This window comes from Vibrio sp. Vb0598 (assembly GCF_033338935.1).
In the GTDB taxonomy this organism is placed as follows: Bacteria; Pseudomonadota; Gammaproteobacteria; order Enterobacterales; family Vibrionaceae; genus Vibrio; species Vibrio alginolyticus.
The window spans coordinates 92,335-115,935 of sequence record NZ_JAWOTP010000003.1; the positions used below are offsets into that span (position 1 = coordinate 92,335).

17 protein-coding genes are annotated in these 23,601 nt (G+C 46.6%); 9 read left to right on the forward strand and 8 right to left on the reverse strand.

Annotated features, from left to right (window positions below; genetic code table 11):
• The first annotated feature begins 44 nt into the window (after positions 1 to 44).
• From R7Q38_RS04585 to R7Q38_RS04610, 6 genes are all read left to right on the forward strand, one after another.
• Positions 45 to 1,040, forward strand: a complete 996-nt coding sequence (locus R7Q38_RS04585) for an ester cyclase (protein ID WP_318114127.1) — start codon at positions 45 to 47, stop codon at positions 1,038 to 1,040.
• Positions 1,033 to 2,766: a sodium:solute symporter family transporter gene (locus R7Q38_RS04590; RefSeq protein WP_005374733.1), complete on the forward strand. Its 1,734-nt coding sequence runs from the start codon at positions 1,033 to 1,035 to the stop codon at positions 2,764 to 2,766. Before R7Q38_RS04585 ends, R7Q38_RS04590 begins: the two co-directional genes overlap by 8 nt.
• A gap of 217 nt (positions 2,767 to 2,983) precedes the next feature.
• On the forward strand, positions 2,984 to 3,991 hold the full coding sequence (locus R7Q38_RS04595) for a LacI family DNA-binding transcriptional regulator (protein ID WP_017820101.1): 1,008 nt from the start codon (positions 2,984 to 2,986) through the stop codon (positions 3,989 to 3,991).
• A 146-nt stretch (positions 3,992 to 4,137) separates the two neighbouring features.
• The gene (locus R7Q38_RS04600; protein WP_239938795.1) at positions 4,138 to 4,782 is read left to right on the forward strand and encodes a recombinase family protein; all 645 of its coding nucleotides are present in this window, start codon (positions 4,138 to 4,140) and stop codon (positions 4,780 to 4,782) included.
• Complete coding sequence (locus R7Q38_RS04605) at positions 4,779 to 5,963, forward strand: multidrug effflux MFS transporter (RefSeq protein ID WP_064376320.1); 1,185 nt, start codon at positions 4,779 to 4,781, stop codon at positions 5,961 to 5,963. The genes R7Q38_RS04600 and R7Q38_RS04605 overlap by 4 nt, the downstream gene beginning before the upstream one ends.
• A gap of 76 nt (positions 5,964 to 6,039) precedes the next feature.
• On the forward strand, positions 6,040 to 6,684 hold the full coding sequence (locus R7Q38_RS04610) for an START domain-containing protein (protein ID WP_170889931.1): 645 nt from the start codon (positions 6,040 to 6,042) through the stop codon (positions 6,682 to 6,684).
• An 80-nt stretch (positions 6,685 to 6,764) separates the two neighbouring features.
• On the opposite strand, the gene R7Q38_RS04615 is transcribed toward R7Q38_RS04610, so the two are convergent.
• Entirely contained in the window at positions 6,765 to 8,519 is a 1,755-nt protein-coding gene (locus R7Q38_RS04615) for a hypothetical protein (RefSeq protein WP_239938797.1), read from the reverse strand.
• A 427-nt stretch (positions 8,520 to 8,946) separates the two neighbouring features.
• Between R7Q38_RS04615 and R7Q38_RS04620 the strand changes: the two genes are divergently transcribed.
• Together R7Q38_RS04620 and R7Q38_RS04625 are read left to right on the forward strand one after the other, a co-directional pair.
• Positions 8,947 to 9,900 (forward strand): M23 family metallopeptidase, encoded by a 954-nt coding sequence (locus R7Q38_RS04620; RefSeq protein WP_005374721.1) that lies wholly within the window; start codon positions 8,947 to 8,949, stop codon positions 9,898 to 9,900.
• Positions 9,804 to 10,256, forward strand: coding sequence for a polymer-forming cytoskeletal protein (locus R7Q38_RS04625; RefSeq protein ID WP_080276973.1), 453 nt, complete (start codon positions 9,804 to 9,806; stop codon positions 10,254 to 10,256). The genes R7Q38_RS04620 and R7Q38_RS04625 overlap by 97 nt, the downstream gene beginning before the upstream one ends.
• 86 nt (positions 10,257 to 10,342) lie before the next feature.
• Here the strand turns inward: R7Q38_RS04625 and R7Q38_RS04630 are convergent, their stop codons facing one another.
• Entirely contained in the window at positions 10,343 to 13,093 is a 2,751-nt protein-coding gene (locus R7Q38_RS04630) for a M16 family metallopeptidase (RefSeq protein ID WP_239938798.1), read from the reverse strand.
• Positions 13,094 to 13,457: 364 nt separating this feature from the next.
• On the opposite strand from R7Q38_RS04630, the gene R7Q38_RS04635 reads away from it, so the two are divergent.
• The gene (locus tag R7Q38_RS04635) at positions 13,458 to 15,344 is read left to right on the forward strand and encodes a methyl-accepting chemotaxis protein (RefSeq protein ID WP_239938800.1); all 1,887 of its coding nucleotides are present in this window, start codon (positions 13,458 to 13,460) and stop codon (positions 15,342 to 15,344) included.
• Between the two features lie 118 nt (positions 15,345 to 15,462).
• On the opposite strand, the gene fecE is transcribed toward R7Q38_RS04635, so the two are convergent.
• The 6 genes from fecE to R7Q38_RS04665 form a co-directional block, all read right to left on the reverse strand.
• Positions 15,463 to 16,227 carry a Fe(3+) dicitrate ABC transporter ATP-binding protein FecE gene (gene fecE, locus R7Q38_RS04640; RefSeq protein ID WP_130545694.1) on the reverse strand — a complete coding sequence of 255 codons (765 nt, stop codon included), beginning with the start codon at positions 16,225 to 16,227 and terminating at the stop codon, positions 15,463 to 15,465.
• 2 nt (positions 16,228 to 16,229) lie between these two features.
• Positions 16,230 to 17,201, reverse strand: a complete 972-nt coding sequence (locus R7Q38_RS04645) for a FecCD family ABC transporter permease (RefSeq protein ID WP_213915592.1) — start codon at positions 17,199 to 17,201, stop codon at positions 16,230 to 16,232.
• Positions 17,198 to 18,157 (reverse strand): FecCD family ABC transporter permease, encoded by a 960-nt coding sequence (locus R7Q38_RS04650; protein ID WP_370687806.1) that lies wholly within the window; start codon positions 18,155 to 18,157, stop codon positions 17,198 to 17,200. Before R7Q38_RS04650 ends, R7Q38_RS04645 begins: the two co-directional genes overlap by 4 nt.
• A gap of 74 nt (positions 18,158 to 18,231) precedes the next feature.
• Entirely contained in the window at positions 18,232 to 19,155 is a 924-nt protein-coding gene (locus R7Q38_RS04655) for a Fe(3+) dicitrate ABC transporter substrate-binding protein FecB (RefSeq protein ID WP_239938802.1), read from the reverse strand.
• 101 nt (positions 19,156 to 19,256) lie between these two features.
• Positions 19,257 to 21,395, reverse strand: coding sequence for a TonB-dependent siderophore vibrioferrin receptor PvuA (pvuA, locus tag R7Q38_RS04660; protein WP_053303931.1), 2,139 nt, complete (start codon positions 21,393 to 21,395; stop codon positions 19,257 to 19,259).
• A 120-nt stretch (positions 21,396 to 21,515) separates the two neighbouring features.
• The gene (locus R7Q38_RS04665; RefSeq protein ID WP_239938804.1) at positions 21,516 to 23,552 is read right to left on the reverse strand and encodes a TonB-dependent receptor; all 2,037 of its coding nucleotides are present in this window, start codon (positions 23,550 to 23,552) and stop codon (positions 21,516 to 21,518) included.
• Positions 23,553 to 23,601 lie beyond the last annotated feature (49 nt).

Consider the following 23,601-nt stretch of genomic DNA (forward strand, 5'->3'; position numbering starts at 1 on the left):
GACTAAACACTATTTATTAAAATCACAGACAGTAAGGAAGCAACATGTCACTCAACATCATCGAACAGTTCTACCAGAACTACTTCAAAGCCGCAGACATCGAGCAAAAACAGGCCGCTCTGCAAACTTTGAACCCTGACGTAAAATGGTGCGTGGCGCACCCTGTGAACGATCTTAATGGCCCAGATGCAACCCACGAATCTTTCCTCTCACCACTTGTTAATGCTTTGCCTGACGCCGAGCGCCGACCAATAATTGTGATGCACGGCGAATACGAAGGTCGCACTTGGTACAACTCTACCGGCTATTTTATCGGTACATTTGAACAACCACTGTTTGGCATCCCAGCAACAGGGAAAACACTCTACTTGCGTTACACCGAAATGGTGTGTGTGGAGAACGACCAAATCACCGAATCTTACATGATCCCAGACTTCATCGACGCGATGAATCAAGCAGGCTGCAACCCTCTTCGTAAAAGCTTAGGTCACGATGGCTTGATCCCTTCTCCTGCGACTTCTAATGGTATCCAACATTCTGTTGTGTCTTTGGAAGAAAGTGAAAAGAGCGCCCAGCTGGTTGAAGATATGCTGTCTTGCTTGGGTCGTTTTGATGGCAAAGATCTTTTCTCGATGGATCTTGAAAACTACTGGCACAATGACTTCATGTGGTACGGCCCTGCTGGTATTGGTACTACGCGCGGTATCAAAGGTTTCCGTAACCACCATCAAGCGCCATTTGTGTTTGCCTTCCCTGACCGAAGTGTCGATATTGAGGTCAATTTTTTGGCCAAAAATGACTACGTATCCACAGGTGGTTGGCCACATATGCATGGTACTCACACTGGTCACAGTGGCTGGCTCGGTCTTGCCCCAACCGGAAAACACATCGAACTTCGCGTTATGGACATTTGGCGACGCGAAGGCGATTTACTGAAGGAAAACTGGGTGGCGATCGACATCGTTCATATCCTGCTGCAACTTGGCTATGACGTGTTTGCACAAATGAAAGAACAGTTAGAAGGACCTAATTATGCATGAGTTTGGCGCACTTAACTGGAGCATCCTTGGTGGATACATAGCCCTAACGCTAGTATTGGGTGCGGTGATTGGTAAGCGAGTAACTTCAGCTAGCCAATTCGCTTTGGGTGATAAGAGCATCCCTTGGTGGGCGATCGGTATTTCTGTCGTTTGTACTTACGTGAGTGCCATGTCGTTCCTTGGCGGGCCAGCTTGGTCTTACAAAGAAGGCCTGTCGGTTATCGCGATTCACCTCAATTATCCGCTGGTGATCTTCTTCATCGTGGCTGTGTTTATGCCGTTTTTCTACAACAACGGTTTAACCTCTATCTACGAGTATCAAGAACGACGCTTCGGTAAGGCTTCACGACTGACTTTGTCGTTTATCTTCCTTATCAAACAAGCATTGAGCTCGGCAGCCGTACTCTATGCGACAGCAATGATTTTAGAGTTCATTACTGGTATCGACGTGATGTACTGCATCATGATCGTCACTGCAATTGCCCTTATCTACACCGTAATGGGCGGTATCGCGGCTGTCATTTGGACCGATGTGATTCAAGCAGTAATCTTATTTATTGGCGCATTCATCATCATTGAAGCCGTTTGGAATGGCATGCCTGCTCCAATGACGGAGGTCATGGCAGAACTCAAAGCGAAAGGAATGACCGATGCCCTACAGACAAGTTTTGACCTAAGCCAAGTAACGACGGTATGGGCTGGTGTTATCGCAATGACGATGTTCCACACCACCGTGTATGGCGGTAACCAGATGATGGTACAACGATGTATGGCCGCGAAAAACATGGGCGATGCGAAAAAGGCAATGCTGATGATGGGCTACGTGGCCTTCTTTATTTACTTTGTCTTTATCTTGCTTGGCGTCCTGTTCAACGCTTATTACGACGGTAAAGAGTTCGAAAACGGCAACACCATCATTCTTCATTATGCGAGTGAATATGGAATGCCAGGCTTGATGGGCATCATTGCCGCTGCGATTCTGGCGGCAAGTATGTCGAGTCTCGATTCCGCATTTAACTCAATGGCGACCGTTTCTGTGGCTGACTTTTACAAACGCTTCTACAAGCAAAACGAGTCGGAAGAGCATTACTTAAAGGTATCGCGTTTCTTCACGGTGGCGTGGGCGATTTTGGTCATCATTCCAGCGATCATGTTTGCCACCAGCACAGGCTCGGTACTGGAAGTGCTGAGTAAGGCAGGCTCTTACTTTGTCGGTGCGAGCTTCTGTATGTTCGTCCTTGGTTTCTACTCAAAACACATTACGGAAAAAGGCTTGTTAATTGGCGTTGCTGCTAGCTTCTTGGTGATCTGGTATGTAGCCGTTGCGACCGATATTGCGTGGCCTTGGTATTGCGTGATTGGCGTCCTTGTGAATGCCGTTGTCGCTTACATTGCTAGCCTTCTCCTGACGGGTAAACAAGATGAAATGCATCTTTACACAGTGAAAGGCCAGCAAGCGGAATATGCTCGTCTAAATAAACCAATCAAGGAAGATGGTTGGTATGTCGTTCCCGGTAAAATCGATGCTCCATGTTATGGCTTACTAGTGATGTTTGTATTCTCGATCGTGATGCTTTGGGGGATCAACGCGTTTACCGACAACGCTCCTATGCTGATTAACTTTATGCGTGGCTGCTCTATTCTTGTCGCTACCGCTTGCATCGGATACATGGGGTATTCACTCCTCTCCCCGAAACGTAAAGTTGCAGTAAAACAAGCAAATTAATGTTCTTTACGTAGATACTGTACGTCCAACAAACGGACAGTATCTACGCTCTAGATCTAGTGCTAGCTCAAAGCAAATCGAATGGGTTAACCCACATTTTGCTTTTTAACACTCCAAAGCCATTATTCTACTTAGGATACCCCGTCAGAACATTTATGAATACGTACCTATTTATGCTAGTCTTATGACCTCAATTACTGGCAACTAAGTTTTATTCATGAAATCAATTAAACACGTAGTCACATCAAAAGATGTGGCAAAGATGGCAGGCGTCTCTCAATCTACTGTATCGCGCGTGTTTGTTCCGGGTAGCTCAGTATCCGAAAAGACCAAGCAAAAAGTCTTTGAAGCGGCTAAAGCCCTTAACTACCGCCCTAACGCCTTTGCACGTAGCCTGACCACAAACGAATCGAAATTGATAGGTTTGGTGTTTCCTGATGCGGATTACCCTATCCATATGAAAACACTGCAGTTAATTTCCAGTGAGTTACAGAAAAAAGGTTATTCTGCCGTATTGATTCCATGGCAAGTGGATGAAGAAGAGGGCCACTCAATCCCAAATATCTTCCAGTATCGCGTCGATGGTGTCATTGCTGCTTCCGCAACCTTCAATAAGTCCCTTTATGAAGAATGTGAAGAGTTTAATATCCCAATTGTTCAATACGCACGAGTTGTTGAAGGTACTAGGAGTAGCTACGTTATCAGTGACAACTACGAAGCAGGCCAACAAGCCGCGCAACTTCTGCACAAAAGTGGCGTGAAGAACGCGGTTTATTTGACGGGAGAAGTGCCAACCTTTACGAATGACGAACGCCAAAGCGGCTTCTGCTCTGAATTTGAAGACCTAACCGGCAAGACGCCACGCATCATTGAAGCCAGCTATGACTACGCGAGCTCACTTGATAAAGTCCGTGCCATACTGGCAGACAAAAATCGGCCTGAAGCAGTGTTCTGTGCAACCGATAACCTTGCGATGGCGGTCATGGATATCGCCCGTATAGAATGCGGGTTGAGGATTCCTCAGGACTTACAAGTCATTGGTTTTGATAATATTCCTCAGACAGAATGGTTAAGCTATCAATTAACCACGTTCCGCCAGGATTTCCGTCGCCTCGCTCGCGAGTGCGTGAAGATCATTGTTGATCAAATTAATACGAAAAACGGCAGCCTAGTAAAAATGATGGTGCCAGTGAAGTTAATCGAGCGCCAGACAACAAAAGCTTAAATAGCTATAGCCAGCCATTCGGTTGGCTTTTTTATTTGCCTCTGACTCCCAAACGGCTCATTTAGTGTTGTAAGCATTAATGAACCCATGTATATTTATGAGCTATTACACTATATGAACCAAACAAAAAAAGGCTCATAATCCTTATGACCACGTATCTTTACACTCGTTATTCGCCAAAAAATCGAGCTTACCAAGAGCACCTTAATACTCTAAAAGCTTTTGCGCCCGAAGCTCAGCATTTTGAGGATAAGGTTCGTGGTTGCATGCCTCCAACCGAGAGAGAGGCATTCTTACAACTGCTCGATTCCGTCAGAGCTGGGGATACGATTGTGCTCTGGTGGCTGACCGCATTTGGTCGCGACTTTAGTCAAACATTGAACACGATAAAAATGCTACTCGATAAAGGGGTAACATTGAAAACCGTATGTGAATCAATAACTTTTGAGCCAGGTTCTGTTCAAACTCAAACACTACTCACAGTGTTATCTGGATATGGGAAAGTGCAGACTGAACATCGCCTGTTTGCCGCAGAGCAAGGGCGACAGGCCATTAAAGAGCAGCCAGAATTATGGAAACAGAAGTTTCGCGGCCGCCCCGCAAACAAAACCAAACACCAACAGATCGCAACGTTACTGCTAGAAGGCTACACATTGCAAAACGTAGCAGAGCAATGCGAAGTCAGTCTATCGACTGTGAAGCGGGTCAAAGCAAAGCTAAATGAAGTGGATGACGAAGGCGGCTTAAGATCACGACGCCAAAAAGGTTGTTTGAATGGAGACCAGTCATGAGTCGCCCAATCAACTTTCATACTATACTACTCGCCTGTCTTATTATTAGCGTTGGCCAGTTGAGCATGGGGCTAGTCATGCCCTCTTTGCCATGGATAGCAAAAGACTTTTCCATCTCCCTCGACCAAGCTCAACTACTTGTGAGTATTTATTTGCTCGGCTTTGGCCCCTCTCAATTTATCTACGGGCCAGTGTCAGATGCTTTAGGACGAAAAAGAGTATTACTTACCGGTTTACTCATCGCGATGTCTGGTCTGCTGATGATTATTTTCTTCAGTGACACATTTACAGGGATGGTGATGGGGCGCTTTTTACAAGGGTTAGGTACAGGATGCTGCGCGGTACTCGCGAGGGCGTCGACTCGAGATAGATTTAGCGGGGATGAACTCCCAGTGGCAATGTCTTACATCGCCATGGCGGCTTCAATCACGCCACTTATTGCACCTGTAATTGGCGGCTTTATCAACTTCCACTTCGGTTGGAGTATGGTGTTTATTTCTCTATTGGGCTATGTCTCGCTAGCCTGGGTAATCATCGCCTTTAAGTTCACAGAAACCATCACAAAACGTTCTGTCATTCCATCACCCCGAAAAATGTTGCTCCAATACAAGAGCTTACTTACGTCTCGTTACTTTATGAGTTTCGCCAGTATCAGTTGGTTAAACTTCAGCTTAATGATTACGACAGTCTCTGTGATGCCATTTATCATGCAAGATCAAATTGGCATGACCTCCGCTCAATACGCAATGTGGGCACTCATTCCCGCTTTGGGTATGTTATGTGGTACCACGATTTGTAACCGAGTAAGGCCAATTATTGGCAATAAGAAAATGCTGCTCTGCACCCCATTTCTTCACCTCGCTGCCGCAATATGGCTATTTTTCTGTCCTGTTGAGCCTCTATTTCTGATGCTAGGACAGCTATTAATGATCTTGGGTAATGGTATTGCCCTACCTTGTGCACAAGCGATGGTAATGCAACCTTATAAAAAGCAAGCAGGTGCCGCAGCGGCAATGTCTGGTGGTGGACAAATGGTCGTCTCCTCATTGGTCAGCTTAACTCTGGTACAGCTTGGATTGAGTCAAGCATGGCATCTAGCGATCGTTATCGTAATATTTGCATCGCTTACCTTCACCAACATTCAACGTGGCTTCAGTGCAGAGCAACCTTCAGAACAATAACAAAAACATACTATTGTCCTTATAGTTACGACAAATCGTATAAACTTAAATTTAGGAAAAGTTGGCGGATACTAACATGATGTTGCATTTAAGAATGGGCGCCTTAACACTCGCCACATTGATATCCGCTGGTACTGATGCGAGCGCCAACGAGAACTGGCAGTTCGAGAGTGACAAGAATGGAATCACAATTTACTCCCGAGAACATAGTGACGGTTTAGTTGAGATCCGTGCCCGGATGTTCACACCCACCAGCTATGGTGCATTTTTAACGCTACTGGAAGACAGTGACAATATCCCGAACTGGATTGACAATGCCAGTCATAGCCGGGTTTTAAATCAAATATCGGCCACCGAGAACATCGTTTACACCCAGTTTAAAGCACCATGGCCTGCCAAAAATCGGGATATGGTCACCTACTCAAAGTACTGGGTCGATGAGCTGGGATTCACGATAGAAATCAAAAGCGCACCTGACTCATATATTGCTGAACAAAATGGTTATGTTCGAATTCGCTCGGTTGATGCGACTTGGGAGTTACAAAAACTCACAAACGATACAACACTCGTGGAATACAAGGCGTTTGCTGACCCCGGAGGTCTATTGCCAAACTGGCTGATCAACAAACTTTCAAAAGAAAGTGCATGGGCGACATTTAGTAACTTAAGAAAAGAGTTACCTGAATATCAGCAATACTCTCATCCTCAAATAGATGAGTAAGCGTCGCTCTTCCCACTCGCTTTTTAATGCGGTACATAATAACAAAAGGCGGCATATGCCGCCTTTTTCTACTCAATGTGTTACTGTTGTGCAACCGTTACAGGTTTAGTTGCACCACGGTAATCAAACTCAAAACCAATACCTTGGTCTGTCACGTCCATCGTCATACCACCAACAAGCTCGCCTTGTAAGCTTTTGACAACATCATCCGGAACCGGCTCCCCAGTGATTGACGACGCACTCTCTAACACTTCCAAAATACGTTCTGAATCAAAATCAAAGCTGAACAAGCCATTTGGAGAAAGTGATTGCGCCATCACTTCTTTGCTTGCTTCCGCAGCACTATCACCACTGTAAAGGGTGAAATGGTTTTCGTTTAGACGAGCAAACACGTCCACCTTCATGCCAGTATGCATTTCTAATAGGTCACTGACATTAACAGGTTGGTTATCCGGTTGAATTTGCAATTGAGCAAGTTCAGGAACGAACATTTGCGCAGTTTGAATAAGCATCATTGGATCATTGGCAGAAAGAGACAACATACCATCTAGCTGGCTAAATACTTCACCATGCTGAGCATTAGTATCTACTTTGATATCAAACATTTGCAGGCTTAACCCTTTAAGGCCATTAACCATGCCTGACCCCATGCTTACAGCGGCTGCTGGATTCTGGCCGCCCATCTCTTGCTGCATTTGTGTCAATAAAGAGCATTGATATTGAGGCTGAGTCAAGTCAGCCCAAATCTGACCAATCGATGGCGCTAGCGTATTAATGTCTAAACCAAGCGCCATACTAAAGAAACTCTTATCACTTTTAGACTCAGCCAATACACCACGAATCGACTTGAGCGCATCTAGAATCACTTTATTGTTGGACTCAACAACAAAAGAACCTTTAATGAACGCCTGATCGCCTTTCATCTTGTATTCTGCAAACGCGACGGACTGAGGCCAGTTTTCTGCAACTTGAGTAAGCTCAGTATGGCAGGCTGGTGAACGCATTTCCTCAATCGTTGGTTCAGGATCTATTGCATCCAACGTGCTAATTTGACGAGCAAACATATTGCCATCTTTCGTCGTCAAACCTTTAATCACTTCGCGATGATCAAAGTAACCAAAAGAGTTGTTGTTTTCACCGTATTTGGCTTGCAACGCCTCAAGGCGTCCACTGTCAGCAATATTTTGACTTGGTGCTTCAAGCCCTAGTGCCATTTTAATCGGGTTTTGAACGCCCAGTTGCGGAACATCAATCGTTAACGTAAGCACGTTATCAACCACGGCTACAACCAAGCCAATACCGTCCTGCGGGTCAATTGAATCAGTCATCTCGTAACGACGATACTCGACGTCACCAAGCTTAACCAACTCATGCTTAGCGCCGCTCATCTGCTCTTCATGATCCAGTGTTTTCCATAACGCGGCAGGGTCTTCAATATCCACTTTGTACACCGGTACCATACCAATTGTGTACAACACAGGATTAATGTTTTCCCCGGTGCCCAAATAAGCTTTTAATGTTTCTGGCGACGCAGCACTCTCTAGGTACCCATCGAATAAGTTAACTGCAAACTGCTGTTGTGGAGACAGTGGTTCATCGGCAAAAAGTTCTGCAATCGAGCCTTGATTCGCCGTACCGAATGCGTTCATGTATTTATAATGGTTAAAAGGTTCTGTCTGATACGTCACCATAAGTGAATCTGCAGGAACTTGCGTTAACAGTGAGCCTGCATCACTCGCGGTAGTATTGTTTTGGTACAGGTAGCCAGCGCCCCCTGCTGCTGCGACCACTGCTGTAGCCAATAGTAGTTTTTTCACGACCAACTCCGTTGTCATAGTTATGTGTTCCTAAACGAAATGTAACGCTTAGGTTTAAAGCCAATGAATAGTGCTTTATATCAACCGCTATCATAAACAAGTTATCGATGTAATGAATGTCGGTTTGATAAATTATCCAACATTTATAAGGCAAACCGTGAAGTAAGTTGAATTGCGTGCGGATGCTATTGGCAATATTCACAATCCAATTTCTCGGATAACCGCCTTAAAAATCATAATATTCAGTTAAATGAAGCGATTTGGAGTAATTACGACCAAAATCAGCAGAATATTAAATCTTTATTGAGTCTTTTATCTAATATCTGAAAACGCCTCACGACCTGACACTTCTTTCCAATTTGCCTCTGGCAGTCCCTACTCGTTTTCCTTACATTCCTACTAACTCAGTGACGAGACGTATACCAAATACGAGCAATAGAAGACGATGAAAGACCAGTTGACGATCTCTATATCAACTATCAATGGCTCAAGACATTGGTACTTCAGTAAAAGGATGCAACGCAACATAAAAACGTTTTTCGTTTTTTTTGTTGTTGCTCTGGCCGCGACCGTAATCTTAATTCATCACTTGTACACTCGCGTTGATAATGCAGCGTTAAAACAAGCTGAATTGACAGAGCATTCACGCACCATGGGTGAAGAGCTCAGCACACTGAAAACACTTAAATCAGAGCTAGAAAATGACCTTTCAGAACGGGAAGAACGGGTACAACTTGTTTCGGAACGTTTGGGTGAATTAGAGAAAGTGCTTGGGGTTGGAGAACATACCTCGACAAATAACTTGGATGCTAGGCTCGATGCAGCGGCGATAACCTCAAACGTTCGCATGGTGTTATTAAACCAAATACCAAGTGGCTCTCCAGTCGGCAACGTACGGCTATCTTCCGGATTCGGTAAGCGTATCCATCCGGTGACAAAAGTTGCCAAAATGCATCGTGGGCTCGATTTTGCCGTAAATATCGGTACCAAAATTTATGCCCCTGCCGATGGGGTAGTGGAAGTTACCCGCCGCAGTAATAAAGGCTCTGGTAACTTCCTCAGGCTACAACATTCTTTCGGTTTTTCGAGTTCTTATTCGCACTTGAAAGCGTTCAAAGTAAAAAGTGGTCAGTTCGTCAAAAAAGGGCAGCTGATTGCAATTTCCGGCAACAGTGGGCTCTCTTCTGGCCCTCACCTGCATTACGAGGTGCGATTTGTTGGGCGAGCACTGAATCCGAAACCATTTGTCGATTGGAGCCTTAATGATTTCGAAGACATTTTTACTAAGGAGCGAAGAATACGATGGGAATCTTTAATCAAAACAGTGGAACAACGAGTAGCTCAGCAGCTTCAACTCTCATCGCCAAAGGCTGTTCTCTTAGCGGAGAACTCAAAGTAGAAAACGATGTCCAGATTGATGGCATCGTCGATGGTCAAATTAACGTGGAAGGCACTCTCGTTGTCGCAGAAAGCGGGCGAGTAAACGGTGAAATTTACGCTAAACAGCTGATCATTAACGGCATGATGGACGGAAACTGTCACGCAGAACACATTCAAGTGCTTGCCAAGGGACGCGTAAGCGGTAGGATCTGGAGCAATAACCTCAGCATTGAACCTGGTGGCAAATTCTTTGGTGAAGCAGCCGAATTACCTGAAAAGGAAGTGGTAACGTTAAAGGGTAAGGCTCAAGACAGTGCGATCACAAAAGAAAACAACACCAACAATGAAAAGCGACTTTCGCGTAAATCAGCATAAAAGCTTTGATTAAAGTGCTTAAAAAAGACGGCTTTCACGCCGTCTTTTTATTACTATTGCCACGATTTTCGTCAGAAACTACGTGATTATTCGGCCGGATTTAAAACCATCACCGAGCGTTTTGCTTGTGGACCAAAAGCTGATTTTGCATGCGCTTTCACTTCATCTAACGTCACACTTTTAGCCACTTTCTCAACGTCAAGTAACACATCGACGCCGTAATCATGCACCAAATAACGAGTATATGCCCATGATCTCTGTGCTGGGTTATCATCCAATCCTTGCATCGCGACTGCCAGTTGTTTCGCGGCCGTATCCACTTCTTTTTGGGTAATATTTGACGCTAAATCATCAAACACTTTGCCCAGTTTACTCTCTAAAAGTGCCACGTCTTCGGGCTCAACTTGAGACTCCAAGAGCCAATCAGAGATGGGTTCGCGATCTTGTGTCATGGTGTAAATGCTCGGGCTGTAATCAAGGCTAGACTCTTCTCGCACAATATCCAAAACACGTGCATTACTAATACGTTGCAAAATATCTTCGATAACCGTGTCTCTTGCCGTACGTTGGTAATCGCTCGTATTAGTCAAACGCATTACATACAACGATGAAGGTTCATGCCCATCCGCAACCACAGTTCGCTCCGGCACTTCCGGGTTAAACGCAACGTGATAATCAATCGAACGACTCGGTTTCATTTCGATAGAGGCCACATACTTACGCAAAAGTGGTGTAATTTCTTCCGGCTCTACGTTTGCAACAATAACCATCTTAAAGCCATCATTGGTTTTGAAAAGTTGCTCATGCACCGCTAGTATCTGCTCGGAAGTCACTTGTTCAACATCATCACTGGACACTATACGATGACGACTCCCCGGCAAATAAGAATTGCCGTTTGCTTTTTGAATCAGTTTTCCCATCGGTGATTCAAAAAAAGCGCCGCTCTGCTGTTTAAACTCTTGCTTCGCTGCCGCCATCTGGCGCTCGTCGACTTTAATCTCCGTCGCTAGGTTGTATAGTCCATTCAAAGCATCGGTTAGGTGCGTATTTGGCGCCGTAATTTGCGCTCCGTGACTGGTCGCATCAAGCATCGCGCCAAGCGCAATGTTGTTTTTGCGTAAGTAGCTATCTAGCTCTGAACCAGAAAATGCCCCTAACCCACTGCGTATTGCCGTTGTTGCTGCGATTTCATAAGCGGCATACAACGTCGGATCAACAGCGGCTTTACCACCTTGGCTCGCATAGTAAATATACGCTCGACCACCCGCTTTAGTATCTTTTTGGAACCACACTTCGACACCGTTTGATAGCGTATAGACTTGAAAACCACCCGCTTCCTGACGCATGCTCGTGATGCTGCCTTCCTGGGTAGGCTTTAAGAGTCCATCCACTTTGTCATACATCTCTAACGGTTTTTCGCCAGTTTGAAGATAGGCACTGTTTAGAGCGGCAAATACACCATTGAACTGTTCTGACGTTTCGCTTTTCCCCAAACCAATAAAAAAGCTTGGCTGCTGAGATAACAAAGCCGTCAATTGTGTGTTAATGCTCTCTAAATTCTCGTTGTTGATGAATTCTGCCAAACTCTGGGCATAATTCTCTTTTGATTGGCTGACACTGTCTTGTCCAATTTGAAAAACACGTGCTTCTGCGTAACTGTTTGGCTTACGCTGACTCCAATCTGAATCAATATTTGCAAGTTCACCTTGCCAATTTGACATAACGCTATCTAACTCGGATTGAGTCGCACCATAATCTCTCAACGACGCCAAGGTACGAATGAAAGTCTGGTGCATTTGTTCGCGGCGATCTGGTGCAAACGAAATCCCTGCCGACATCATACGCTGATAGTTAGAGTAATAGGGCTCTGCATAAGCGTATTGAAAAGGTTCAGCGGCATCACTGAGTACACGGATCAAACGCTGTTGAATGAGTTGTGTTGCGACTTCATCACGCCACACGTCATGTTGTTGCTCAATCGTCGTGCCGCCACTTAGACCACGCTCAATCACTAAATGAAGACTGGGTGATTCCATCGTGTTACTTGGCAAGATTCTGTTTTCGTTGTTCACTCGAATATCACGGCGCTTCTCTATTACCGTATCCGAGGTACTTTCCCAGTTCGAGAACTTGCTTTTGATAATCTTGGACAGTGAATCTACGTCGATATTACCAGTCACAATCAACTCGGCATTTTGTGGCTGGTACCATTTGTCGTAAAACGCCTTTAACTTACTCGAGGAAGCGTTTTGAATCGCTTCGCGAGTACCTATTGGGTCATGCTCACCATACATAGTGCCTTCAATCGAGGCTTGGTAAGCATGCATAGAAAAGGACTTATCATCCGGATTAGCACGTCGCCATTCCCCAAGAATCACCCCTTTTTCTTTCTCTACTTGCTCAGGAGCAAACTCAAGTCCGTTACCGATATCTCTCATCCACTTCAGGGCATCTTCTAGCTTCGTATTATTCGCAAGGTCAAGCTGGTAAGACGTTTGCTGATAACTGGTAAAAGCGTTGATATCAGCGCCAAAGCTACCACCAGATTGCTCGAAAAGTTTGACAACGTCGTTACCGGTAAAATGTTCACTACCATTAAACGCCATATGCTCAACAAAGTGAGCGTAACCCTTTTGAGAAGATGTTTCTTGGAATGAGCCGATATTCATCACCAAACGGACCGAGACTTCTTGGTCTTCTGTTGGATAAAGATGGTATTTCATACCGTTCGATAACTGGTCCACGTGCCAGTTGGCGTCAGGTTGAATCGGCGTCGACTGTTGTATCAGAGCACACCCTGACACTAATAACGCGGGGACTAACAATATACTGCGCATAACGATTGCCCATAACAATGATTAAGCTAATCAATATATATCCGGTGCTATAACCTTCACATTTTTAATGGATTATCAGACACGCAAATGTGATAAAGATCACCATTTATTGAAATCGATTCTCATTTACAAAAATCGACAAATCCTTACTTTACAAATACATAAAAAATATCGTTCCAAATCCTTTTGCTTATTTGATGTAAAACTCAAATTCGCGACATGGAGTCAGTATTTATTTTGAGCAATAAAATATAATTATTGAACAGATTCGAATCTGACTTTCTGCTGCATATTCAACAGCACAGAGAGTACTGATGAGAATAAAAACACAACAACTATTATTCAAAGATCTATTATTCGCTTTATGTTCAAAAATCTATCACTAAAAAACAAACTGGCAATCTCTGCCAGTGCCGCCATCATTCTAGGGGGAGTGCTGGTAGAGGGGCTGTCTTTTCGAGATTCATTAAACAGGCTCGATGTCGAAGTCGCACAGCGACTAGAAAGCACTAGCGCATCTTACAATCAATACGTAAAGGACTGGCTACTCTCTAAAGAGCGCGCACTAACTTCACTCTCTTCCGATTCAGAGAAACGTTCTCTGGTTACGCATTTGAAACAAGTCCGAGACTCTGGCGCGTTCGATAACGTTTTCCTCTCTTACCCGGACGGGTCACAAGACAACGCTAATGGGGTGGTTTTGCCACCAGGTAATAACGATCCTCGCAAGTGGGGCTGGTACACCAACGCCATTGCCAATCCATCGAAAGTCTTTATGGATAACCCGACCGTTGCTGCTGCAACTGGTGCGAATGTGGTGTCGCTCGGTAAAGCCCTGCAATTGCATGGTCAAACCGTCGTTCTGGGTGCTGACGTAGAGATCGGTGATATCCTGAACAGTCTGAACCAAGTGATCCTACCGGGTGAAGGTTATATGTTTATTGCCAATGAACAGGGCAATATTTTCACTCATAACAACGGTAAACTGCTGAATCAACCGGTTAGCAAGCTAGGCCTCAACAACAACGACATTACGTCTGCCGCACGTTCAGGTACAGAGCGTCGCGTCTCTATTAACGGCACCGAATATGTGATTTACGCGCGCCACATAGAGGGTACCCAGCTCACAACAGTGACGGTGTTAGATCAAAACTCGTTGGTTGCCCCACTCTACGATGCTGTTTGGGATCAGATCATCGCAACCACCATCGTCGTCGTTATCTGTGTAGCTTTGTTTAATCTGCTATGTAACATCTTGTTCCGTCCGCTCTACAACGTTTCGAATGCGCTTGCACAAATCGCAAACGGTAGCGGCGACCTAACTCAACGCATCAAAGTAGAAAACCGTGACGAAGTTGGTGAGCTGGCTGAAAACTTCAACCAGTTCGTTGAAAGTTTGCAGCAACTTATTGGTCACATTCGTCACCAAGCGGAAGAACTGAGCCAACAATCGGAGCTGAGCACGACTCGCGCGAATCAATCGGTTTCCGATCTGAACCATCAGCAACAAGAAATCACTATGGTGGCGACCGCTGTGACTGAAATGGCATCGGCAACGCAAGAGATTGCAGCACATGCAGAGCAGACGGCTAAAGCCGCTCAAGACTCTTCAGCAAGCACACAAAATGGTCATGAGTTAGTGATCAACTCCAAGTCATCCATCAACAATTTGTCTTCTGAAGTCAACCAAGCGAGCGTTGTCATCGGCGAGCTCAACCAGCACGCGCAAGACATCTCAACCGTACTATCAACGATTCGAGACATCGCAGAACAAACCAACTTACTGGCTCTGAATGCGGCGATTGAAGCGGCGCGTGCAGGTGAACAAGGTCGCGGTTTTGCCGTTGTTGCAGACGAGGTTCGCGTGCTATCACAACGCACACACACCTCAACCGAAGAGATTCGCTCGACGATCGAGACTTTGCAGCAAACCACACAACGCGCTGTGACCATCATGGATACAAGCTCTCAGCTCGCGCAAGGTTCGGTGGAAGATGCAGATCGCGCAGCACTGGCTCTGGATGAAATCAACGCGGCCGTTGCGCTGATCAGCGATATGGCAACGCAAATCGCGACCGCCGCCGAAGAGCAAACGCACGTAACCAATGAAATCACGCAAAACGTCACGTCCATTAAAGATGTGACCGATCACTTGGTAGTTGGTGCCGAAGAATCGATGAATCAATCTGCTGAGCTGAAATCGCAAGCTGAGGATCTCAACTCGAAAGTGGCGACGTTTAAACTGGCTTAAACGCCACATTAAGGACGCTCTTAAAAACAATACCCCCCCGCTAGCAACTTTGTTACTAGCGGGGTTTGTTTTTATGGATCGACGTTTTTATTGCAGATAGCTTTCGAAAGACGTAAACCTACACCGCCACACACATCGGCGTGCCTGAGATTGGGTCGTTAAATACTCTCGCTTGTAAATCAAACACCGATGCCAACATACCTTCTGTCAGTACCTCTTGCGGTGTTCCCTGCGTGACTAACTGACCTTTTTCCAACACCACCAAATGATCGCAGTAACGGCACGCTTGGTTTAGATCGTGCAGCACTACGACCACTGTTTTGCCTTTGTCGTTCATCTGCCTCATGAGTTTCATCAGCTCAACTTGGTGAGAGAGATCCAAGTAAGTGGTTGGCTCATCAAGCATCACTACGTCGGTATCTTGCGCCATTACCATCGCAATCCACGCCCTTTGCCTTTGACCGCCAGACAGCGATTCAACTGACTTGTCAGCAAACTCAATCACGCCAGTATCTTGCATTGCTTGCTCGACCAAGGCTTTGTCTTGTTGACTTAACCTGCCCCAATGAGAGAGATAAGGCGAGCGGCCATATTCGACCAGTTTTCTGACGGTAATGCCTTCAGGGCTGACAAGAATTTGCGGCAGCAAAGACAACGAACGCGCCAAGCGTTTATCCCCGTAGTTGCTTAGTGGTTTTTCGTCATACAACACTTGGCCAGAAGCGGGTTTATTGATGCGTACCAAGGTTTTTAATAGTGTCGATTTACCGCAACCATTTGGACCAACTAGTGCGGTAATTTTACCTTGAGGAATCGACAAAGAGAGATCTGGAATGATGGTCTGTTTGCCGTACGCGACGGATAAGTTCTGCGTTCGTAACATGCTTACCAACCTCTATAACGATACAAAAGAAAAATGAAATATGGTGCGCCAATAACAGATGTCAGCACTCCCGCTGGTAGCTCAATTGGCGGCTGTAAGCCTCTCGCTAAACCATCGGCGCAAATCACCAACAAAGCGCCAAGGGTTGCAGCGGCTGGAATTAACAACTTGTGGTTGTGGCCAAACAGCAAACGCGCAAGATGCGGCGCAAGCAGGCCAACAAAGCTGATCGTGCCTGCCACAGACACACTGATGCTCGCCAATAACACGGCAGCAATCAGCGCAAGAATTTGGGTCTGTCTTGGTTTCATGCCAAGCGTAGTAGCGCTTTCTTCTCCCAGTCCCATAACATCTAGCCGCCAAGCCAGCCAAAACGCCAATGGCAGTAGCAGCAATAGAGCACTCCAAATAAACGGCACTTGTTGCCAATTTCGTCCCCACAAACTGCCGGTTAGCCATACCATCGCCGTGTTGATTTCGATAGGGTGCACAATCAGAAGAAAATCGATACCGCTGGCTAAAAATGCGCTGACAGCAACACCAATCAGCGCCAAACGTGCTGGTGTTGGTTTCGACCAGTAAGCCAGCACAGCAATAAAGCCAGCAGCAAGCAAGCCTCCCGCCATGGCGACCATCGGCAACATTGCCACTGGCGCATTCGGATACAGCACCAAACAAGCGGTAGCCGCCAGTCCTGCTCCGGCGCTTATCCCCATTAAATCTGGTGAGGCAAGTGGATTACGGATGACGCCTTGAACTAAAACGCCTGACAGCCCCAACCCAGCGCCCACGCCAATGGCGAGCAACATTCTCGGTAATCGATATTGGTGAATCACAAAGTCCGAGTCAGAGAAAGAAAACAGTAATGCAAAAACCTGTTGAGCCGACATGTTCGCCGCGCCAACAAACAGCGTGAGAGAAGACGCAATCAGCAACAATCCAACTAATGCAAACAGTTTGGTTTGATTCATCATGATGATTTCCTCATTGCAATCGCGATAAAGCAAGGTGTGCCCAACAGCGCGGTAATCACGCCCACTGGCGTTTCAGCCGGAAAGGCAATCGCGCGTGATAAAGCATCTGACCACGTCACCAATGCCGCGCCACACAAGGCGGAAACCGGAATGAGAATGTGATAGTTGTGACCAACAATCGGGCGTACCAAGTGCGGCACTAACAACCCGACAAAGCCAATTGGCCCAGCAATCGCTACGCTAGTTCCTGCCAACAGCACAACCGCTAAACCACTGATAAATCGCGTAAGACGAATGTTACCACCTAGCCCAACAGCAACTTCGTCCCCCAACGCGAGTAAATTTAAGTTTCGCGCTAAGCCCATGGCGAGCACCAAACCTAAAGTCGCAAAAGGCCACAGTTGCTGCCACTGTTCAGAATCTACCGCGGAGAGTGAACCCGTTAACCAATGCAACACGCTGTAAGCCATGTCATCCGCCAAAATTACCGACGCACGAGTTAACCCTATCAGCAGTGCACTGATGGCAATGCCCGCTAGCACTAAACGCAATGGGTGAGAACGCGCGGAAAAAAAACCGCCCAACAACATGACCGCACCACCACTTAGTAGCGCGCCGAGTACTGCGTTGATGATTGGGTTCAATTGACTAAAGAATGGTACGCCGATGGACGCCAAGGCCATAAAACAAGCCGCACCAGCATTAATGCCGAGAATGGATGGCGACGCCAAAGGGTTACGAGTTAATCCTTGCATCAGCACTCCGGATACCGCAAGCGAAGCGCCAATTAATAACCCAGCATAGGCACGAGGCGCACGCAGCGTCGCGAGGATTTGATGCAGCATATTGCCCTCATCAAACGCAAACCAATAGCTTGTCAGATCATTAACGCTCAAGGAAAAGTTGGACCAGCCAATCATTGAGGCTGCATAGCCTGAGAGCGTACACAACGCCATAGCACAGACAAACAAGCTCGCTTTCCAATGCGATTTGCTAACCGAAGACGCGCTTTCCGAGCTTATCGCCGCACTCATGAGCGCTCCAATAACGCTTCAAGATTGCGGGCAATTTCTTCCGCAGCCAACATGCCGCGATTTAACGACCACAGTTCAGGAGAAACCTCAACAATTTGCTGCTTTTTCGCAGCAGTTAGCAACTTAAACAATGGATTTTTGCGCCACTCATCCACAATATTTGGTTGAGAGTAAAGTCCAACTAACAACCAATCAGGGTTGGTTTTTAGTAAAAGTTCGAAACTGGTTGGGATATACGCTTTTTGCTCAGATGGAGCCAGCGGGCTTTGGATGCCCAGCGTACTCAAAACGCCCCCAGCGTAAGAAACCGGGCTATGCAACCACATCCCTTTGTCAGAAACCACACCAAACTGAATGGTTTCTTGTGTTGCAAAATGCTGTTTGAACTCCGCCATTGTCTGTTTGTGCTGCTCAATTCGTTGTGTCATTTTCGCTTGTTTGCCAATTGCCACGCCGATTTTGTGTGCGGATTCGAGATTTTCTTGATATGTCTCACCACGGCTTTTTAACAGCAAAGTTGGCGCAATTCGCTGCAAATCTTGATAAATCGCGCGATGACGTTCTGCATCAGCAATGATCAAATCCGGCTTGAGCACCGCAATCGCCTCTAAACTCGGTTGCGAGCGCATGCCGACCGATTGCCAAGGACCAACCTTGGCACGAACAGCAGGAATGACTCGTGTGGCATCGTTGTCATCGGCGACGCCTACAGGTGAGACATCGACTGCCGCTAATGCATCGACAAACGAAAATTCTAAAACCACAATACGTTGAGGTATCGCTTCTAGCTCAAAAGTGCCTTGCTCATCTTGCACGCTGCGCGCCTGAGAAAATGCGCTAAATGACATCAAAGCTGAGCTCAACAGCATCAGCAAAACGGTTGAAAAGTGTTTGATCGTAAATTGTTTTTTATTTTTCATCTTGCTTTTTTCCAGTGCTAAGAGTTTTCCATTACCTAAGATCGGCAAAGTCGCCAAGGTAAATTGGCGACTTTTCTTTTCAAACTCGGTGAACGAAACGCTTAAAACTGATAGTTCAGATCCAGTGTGTAAGAGCGTCCCGGAGCTGGGTACCGACCAACTGGGCTTGTATCAATCCCGCGGAAGTAATACTCCTCGTCAAACAAGTTGTTCACCGCAACATTCATGCGTAACTTGCCTTTGTCGTCTTTGTATAAATCCGTCCCCAAGTTGAAGTTCCACACCATGTAAGATGGTACTTTACCCGTTGCGCCAGTTGCATCTTCGGCACTGGTGTTGGCGTTATCGGTATACGAATCACTAAAGTAGAAGCCCGATAGCGTGGTGTCCATGCCGTAAAATGCGTAGGTTGCATCCCAACCAAGCTGATGCTTAGAGGTGTAAGGCAGTTGATTACCTTTATTCGCGCCTTCTTCTTCAAGCGTAGCGTCTAGATAGTTGTAGCTTGCGCCTAAACTCAGTGCAGGTAGTGCTTCAGGCACGTAACGAGCAGAAAGCTCTATGCCTTGGTGAAGTGTTTTTCCGATGTTATCGAAGGTCTGCGTTGAGCTTTGCCATTGCAATTGATCTTCAAAGTCGATGCGATAAAGTGCAGCGTTAAAGCTGGTCGCATCTTGGGTGTAACGCGCGCCGACTTCGTAGTTCCAAGCCAGTTCGCTACCTTCTTCACCCAAACCTCGGATGTAGGCAATTTGTGGCGCACGAAGTGATTTTTGCGCGTTCGCATACGTCACCCACTGGTCAGTTAAGTTGTATGCCACCGTCAAACCTGGCAACCATTCCGTCACGGTGTTGTCTGCCGTTTGTTTTTTACCACGATCGGTAAACGTCATTCGAACCGACTCAACACGCAACCCAGGCGTTACCTTCAATGTATCATTGAACAAACCAATTTCGTTGCTAACGTATCCAGCAAACGCGTCCGTATCTAGATGCCAATCACGCGGAACGCTGGTTGCACCACCGGCGATTGGAGTCTGAGTGAGTTTGTAGTCAATGTCTTCATTAACATAACGGGTACCCACGATCCAGTTTTGAGTAACGGATTTACCTTCGCCAAAGTACATCGCCATTTTTGGCTCTATACCATACACGGTAAATTCACGTGGAGAGGTACGAACGTCCGTCGCTGGCAGAGCCGGATCCGCCCAATGGCCACCCGCGCTGTTAAAGCCCCACTTGAAAAGACGCTCTGACTTATGGCCAAACGTTAGCACTTCTAGCTCGGCACTGTCGGCAAATGGCAAATCGTGGATGTACTTAACACTCCAGCGCGTCGACTTACCTTCATAATCATCGTAAGGACGTTTCGATTGGTGACGATCTTGCTCGTAATCTTGTGGCGAAAGTGCGCCCGGCATTTGCGTTTCAGCATCGTAACGTTGCAGGAATGCTTGAATCTCTTGAGTGTCACTCAGTAGCCACTGTGCTTTGGCTTGGAAGTTCTTCACGTCCGTATCGGAATGTTCACGGAAGCTTTCACCTTTTAGGAAGTTACCTTCCAACTGTAGTGCAAATGTGTCGCTTAACCAGCCGCCCGTGCGTAGGTAAAAATCATTCAGCGGCGCATCACCGCCATCAAACACGGTAAGGCGGTTACTGATTTCAGTTTGCCACGTGTGTGGAATCGGTTTGGTCACTAAGTTGATCACACCACCGACGTTGTTTGGGCCGTACTGTACTGCGGCACCACCGCGTACAATGTCAATACGATCAAGCATCGACAGTGTTGCTGGGAAGATAGACTGACCAGTGTGACCATATGGCGCAAGTGTTAGCGGTACACCATCCATCAAGAACTGAGCATGACCACTACGGCTTGCTTTCAAACCACGTACGGAAATGTTAGGCAATACGCCCGTTCCGCTTTCATCCTGAACTTTAATACCCGGCACGCGCTGTAGCGCGTTATCAATCGAGCCTGCGGCGGTTTTCTCGATTTGATCGCGGGTAATGACGGTACGAGCACCTGGGTACTCTTTGACGTCTTCAATTTCAGATTTACCAATCACGCTACCAGTGACAACGACGGTTTCCATCGCGGTAGTTTGTTCTTTTTTAGCAGGAGCGGCAACCGCGCTCATGGATGTGGCAGAAGCGATTGCAATCGCAAGCACACTGTAAGTGGTAGACAAACCAGCACGTACACGCACTTTACCATCCAAATTCTGGTAAGACATTAAGATCTCCTTTGCGAGAAATTGAGCCTCGGGCAGAATACATCCCGTAGGCTCTCGGGGCTAAACATCCTCAATATGAGGAAAAAATCGGCTAACAGGCGCTAACTACGCACAAAAAGCCTAGAACTGATATCCGTAGCTGAGCATAAACTCGGCTGGTGCGCCGTAGCCAATCTGGTTTAAGCCAGACGTGCCGTTTGTTGCGCCAAGAATGTATTTCTCATCCAAAATGTTGTAAGCGTTCGCTTGGATTTTATGACGACCAGTGGTGTACGCCGCCATCAAATCCACCGTTGTGTAATCGCCAAGTGCGACAGCTTCGTCGTTACCTGCGTAACGGTCGCCCACGTACTTCACACCACCGCCTAAACGCCAGTTGTCATTCAATTGGTAAGTGCTCCAAAGAGAGAACAAGTGGTCTGATACATCGTTCGGCTTTTTGCCTGTGGCTTTGTCTTCCGCATCCAAATAGCTGTAACCCACAGAGATGTCCCACTGTTTGGTGATTTGGCCGCGAGCCTCTAATTCAATGCCTTGGTGACGCACTTCAATTTTATCGATCACATCGCCGTCCACGTTAGTTTGTGGTTGCTCTTGATCAATCTGGAACAGTGCCGCATTTAACATTAATGCGTTATCCAAAAGGTACGCTTTCGCACCCACCTCTTTTAAGTCGGTGTGGAAGAATTCCGCCAATTTTGGATTGATGTAGATACCAGCGTACGGTAACTGCCAAGAGCGCGCTAAACTGGCGTATACGGATGTGTCGGAATTGATGCGGTATACCAAACCAGCACGGTAGCTGACTTTGTCATCATCCAATTTTTCCTTATCTGAGCCCGCTTTTTGTTGTTCGAGTTCCATCGAGTCGTAACGCACGTTACCGATCAAAGAAAGGTCACCCCACGTATAGACGTCTTGCACATACAAACCTGTCGTGGTGGTGGTATTGTCACGAAATGGCTTAAAGCCCGGATCAGGCGTTGGACCAACGACTGGGTCGTAGATATTTTGCGCAGGAAGCGTTTTGTCACTTGCCAACGTTAGGTCGATATCGATCTGGTTGAAATCTGCACCCACCATCAATTGATTGTCCCTGGTTTCCCAAACCAACTCAGATTGTAAAGTGGTCGTAGTACGTGGATCGTAACCAAAGTTGTTGACGGTTTGAGACACTTCATTACCCGTCACTTTGCCCTGACGCGTGCCTTTTTGCTCAAGTTCGATATGGTTGAATGCCGCTCGGTTGTTCCATACCCATTGATCATTCAGACGCCATTCGTAATCCACCGCAATACGGAGACTGTCTGACTCCTGATAGTCGTTTGTGCCGCCAAAGTAAGTGCTTACTGGCAAATCAACTGGCTTGCCATTTTTTGATGGCACACCACGATACGGCACTAGTTCTTGATGGGCGTATTCCACGTCAATATCAAGGGTGTGACCTTCCGCTGGTAACACACGAATGGTCGGTGCAATGAAGAAATCGTTTGAATCAACATGATCAACGTACGAGTCGGCTTGACGGTATTCCAAGTTAATACGCCCGTTGACCTTATCTGTAAACGCCATTGAGCTGTCGACCTGACCAACATATTGGTTGTTGCTGCCTACACTACCGTTTACGTGAGTAAAATTCTCACCGTTAGCGCGTTTCGTCACCAAGTTGATGATGCCCCCAGCCGAACCACGGCCATACAAAGCACCCGCAGGGCCTTTCACAATTTCAACGCGTTCAACGTTCGCTAAGCTGCGGTAAGACTGCAACGTACCGTCATCTCGCAAGCCATCACGGTACATATCGTTGAGTGAATCAAAACCACGGATCATGAACTGATCGCGGCTGCCTTCGCCCAAGGTGTTATTGACCCCGGCTACCCCATCTAGCGCATCCACTAAGCGCACCGCGCCTCGGTCTTGCATTTCTGTTTTCGTTACTACGGATACCGCTTGTGGCACATCAAGCCATTCCACATCGGTTTTGGTGCCTGATTGAGGCATGTGTTCAGCATAACCTTCGTACTGATGCCCGAAGACTTGAATCGTTTCAGTTGCTGATGAGGTTGAGTTCGTCTCTTCTGAAGCCACTGCGCTTGGTGCTACTAGTGAAGAACCAATCGCGACCGCCAAGGGGGTCAGGGTCAATAATTTATTCATTCCATAATTCCGTTTAGTTGTTATAAAGCCAACGGATGGAAATAAGAAC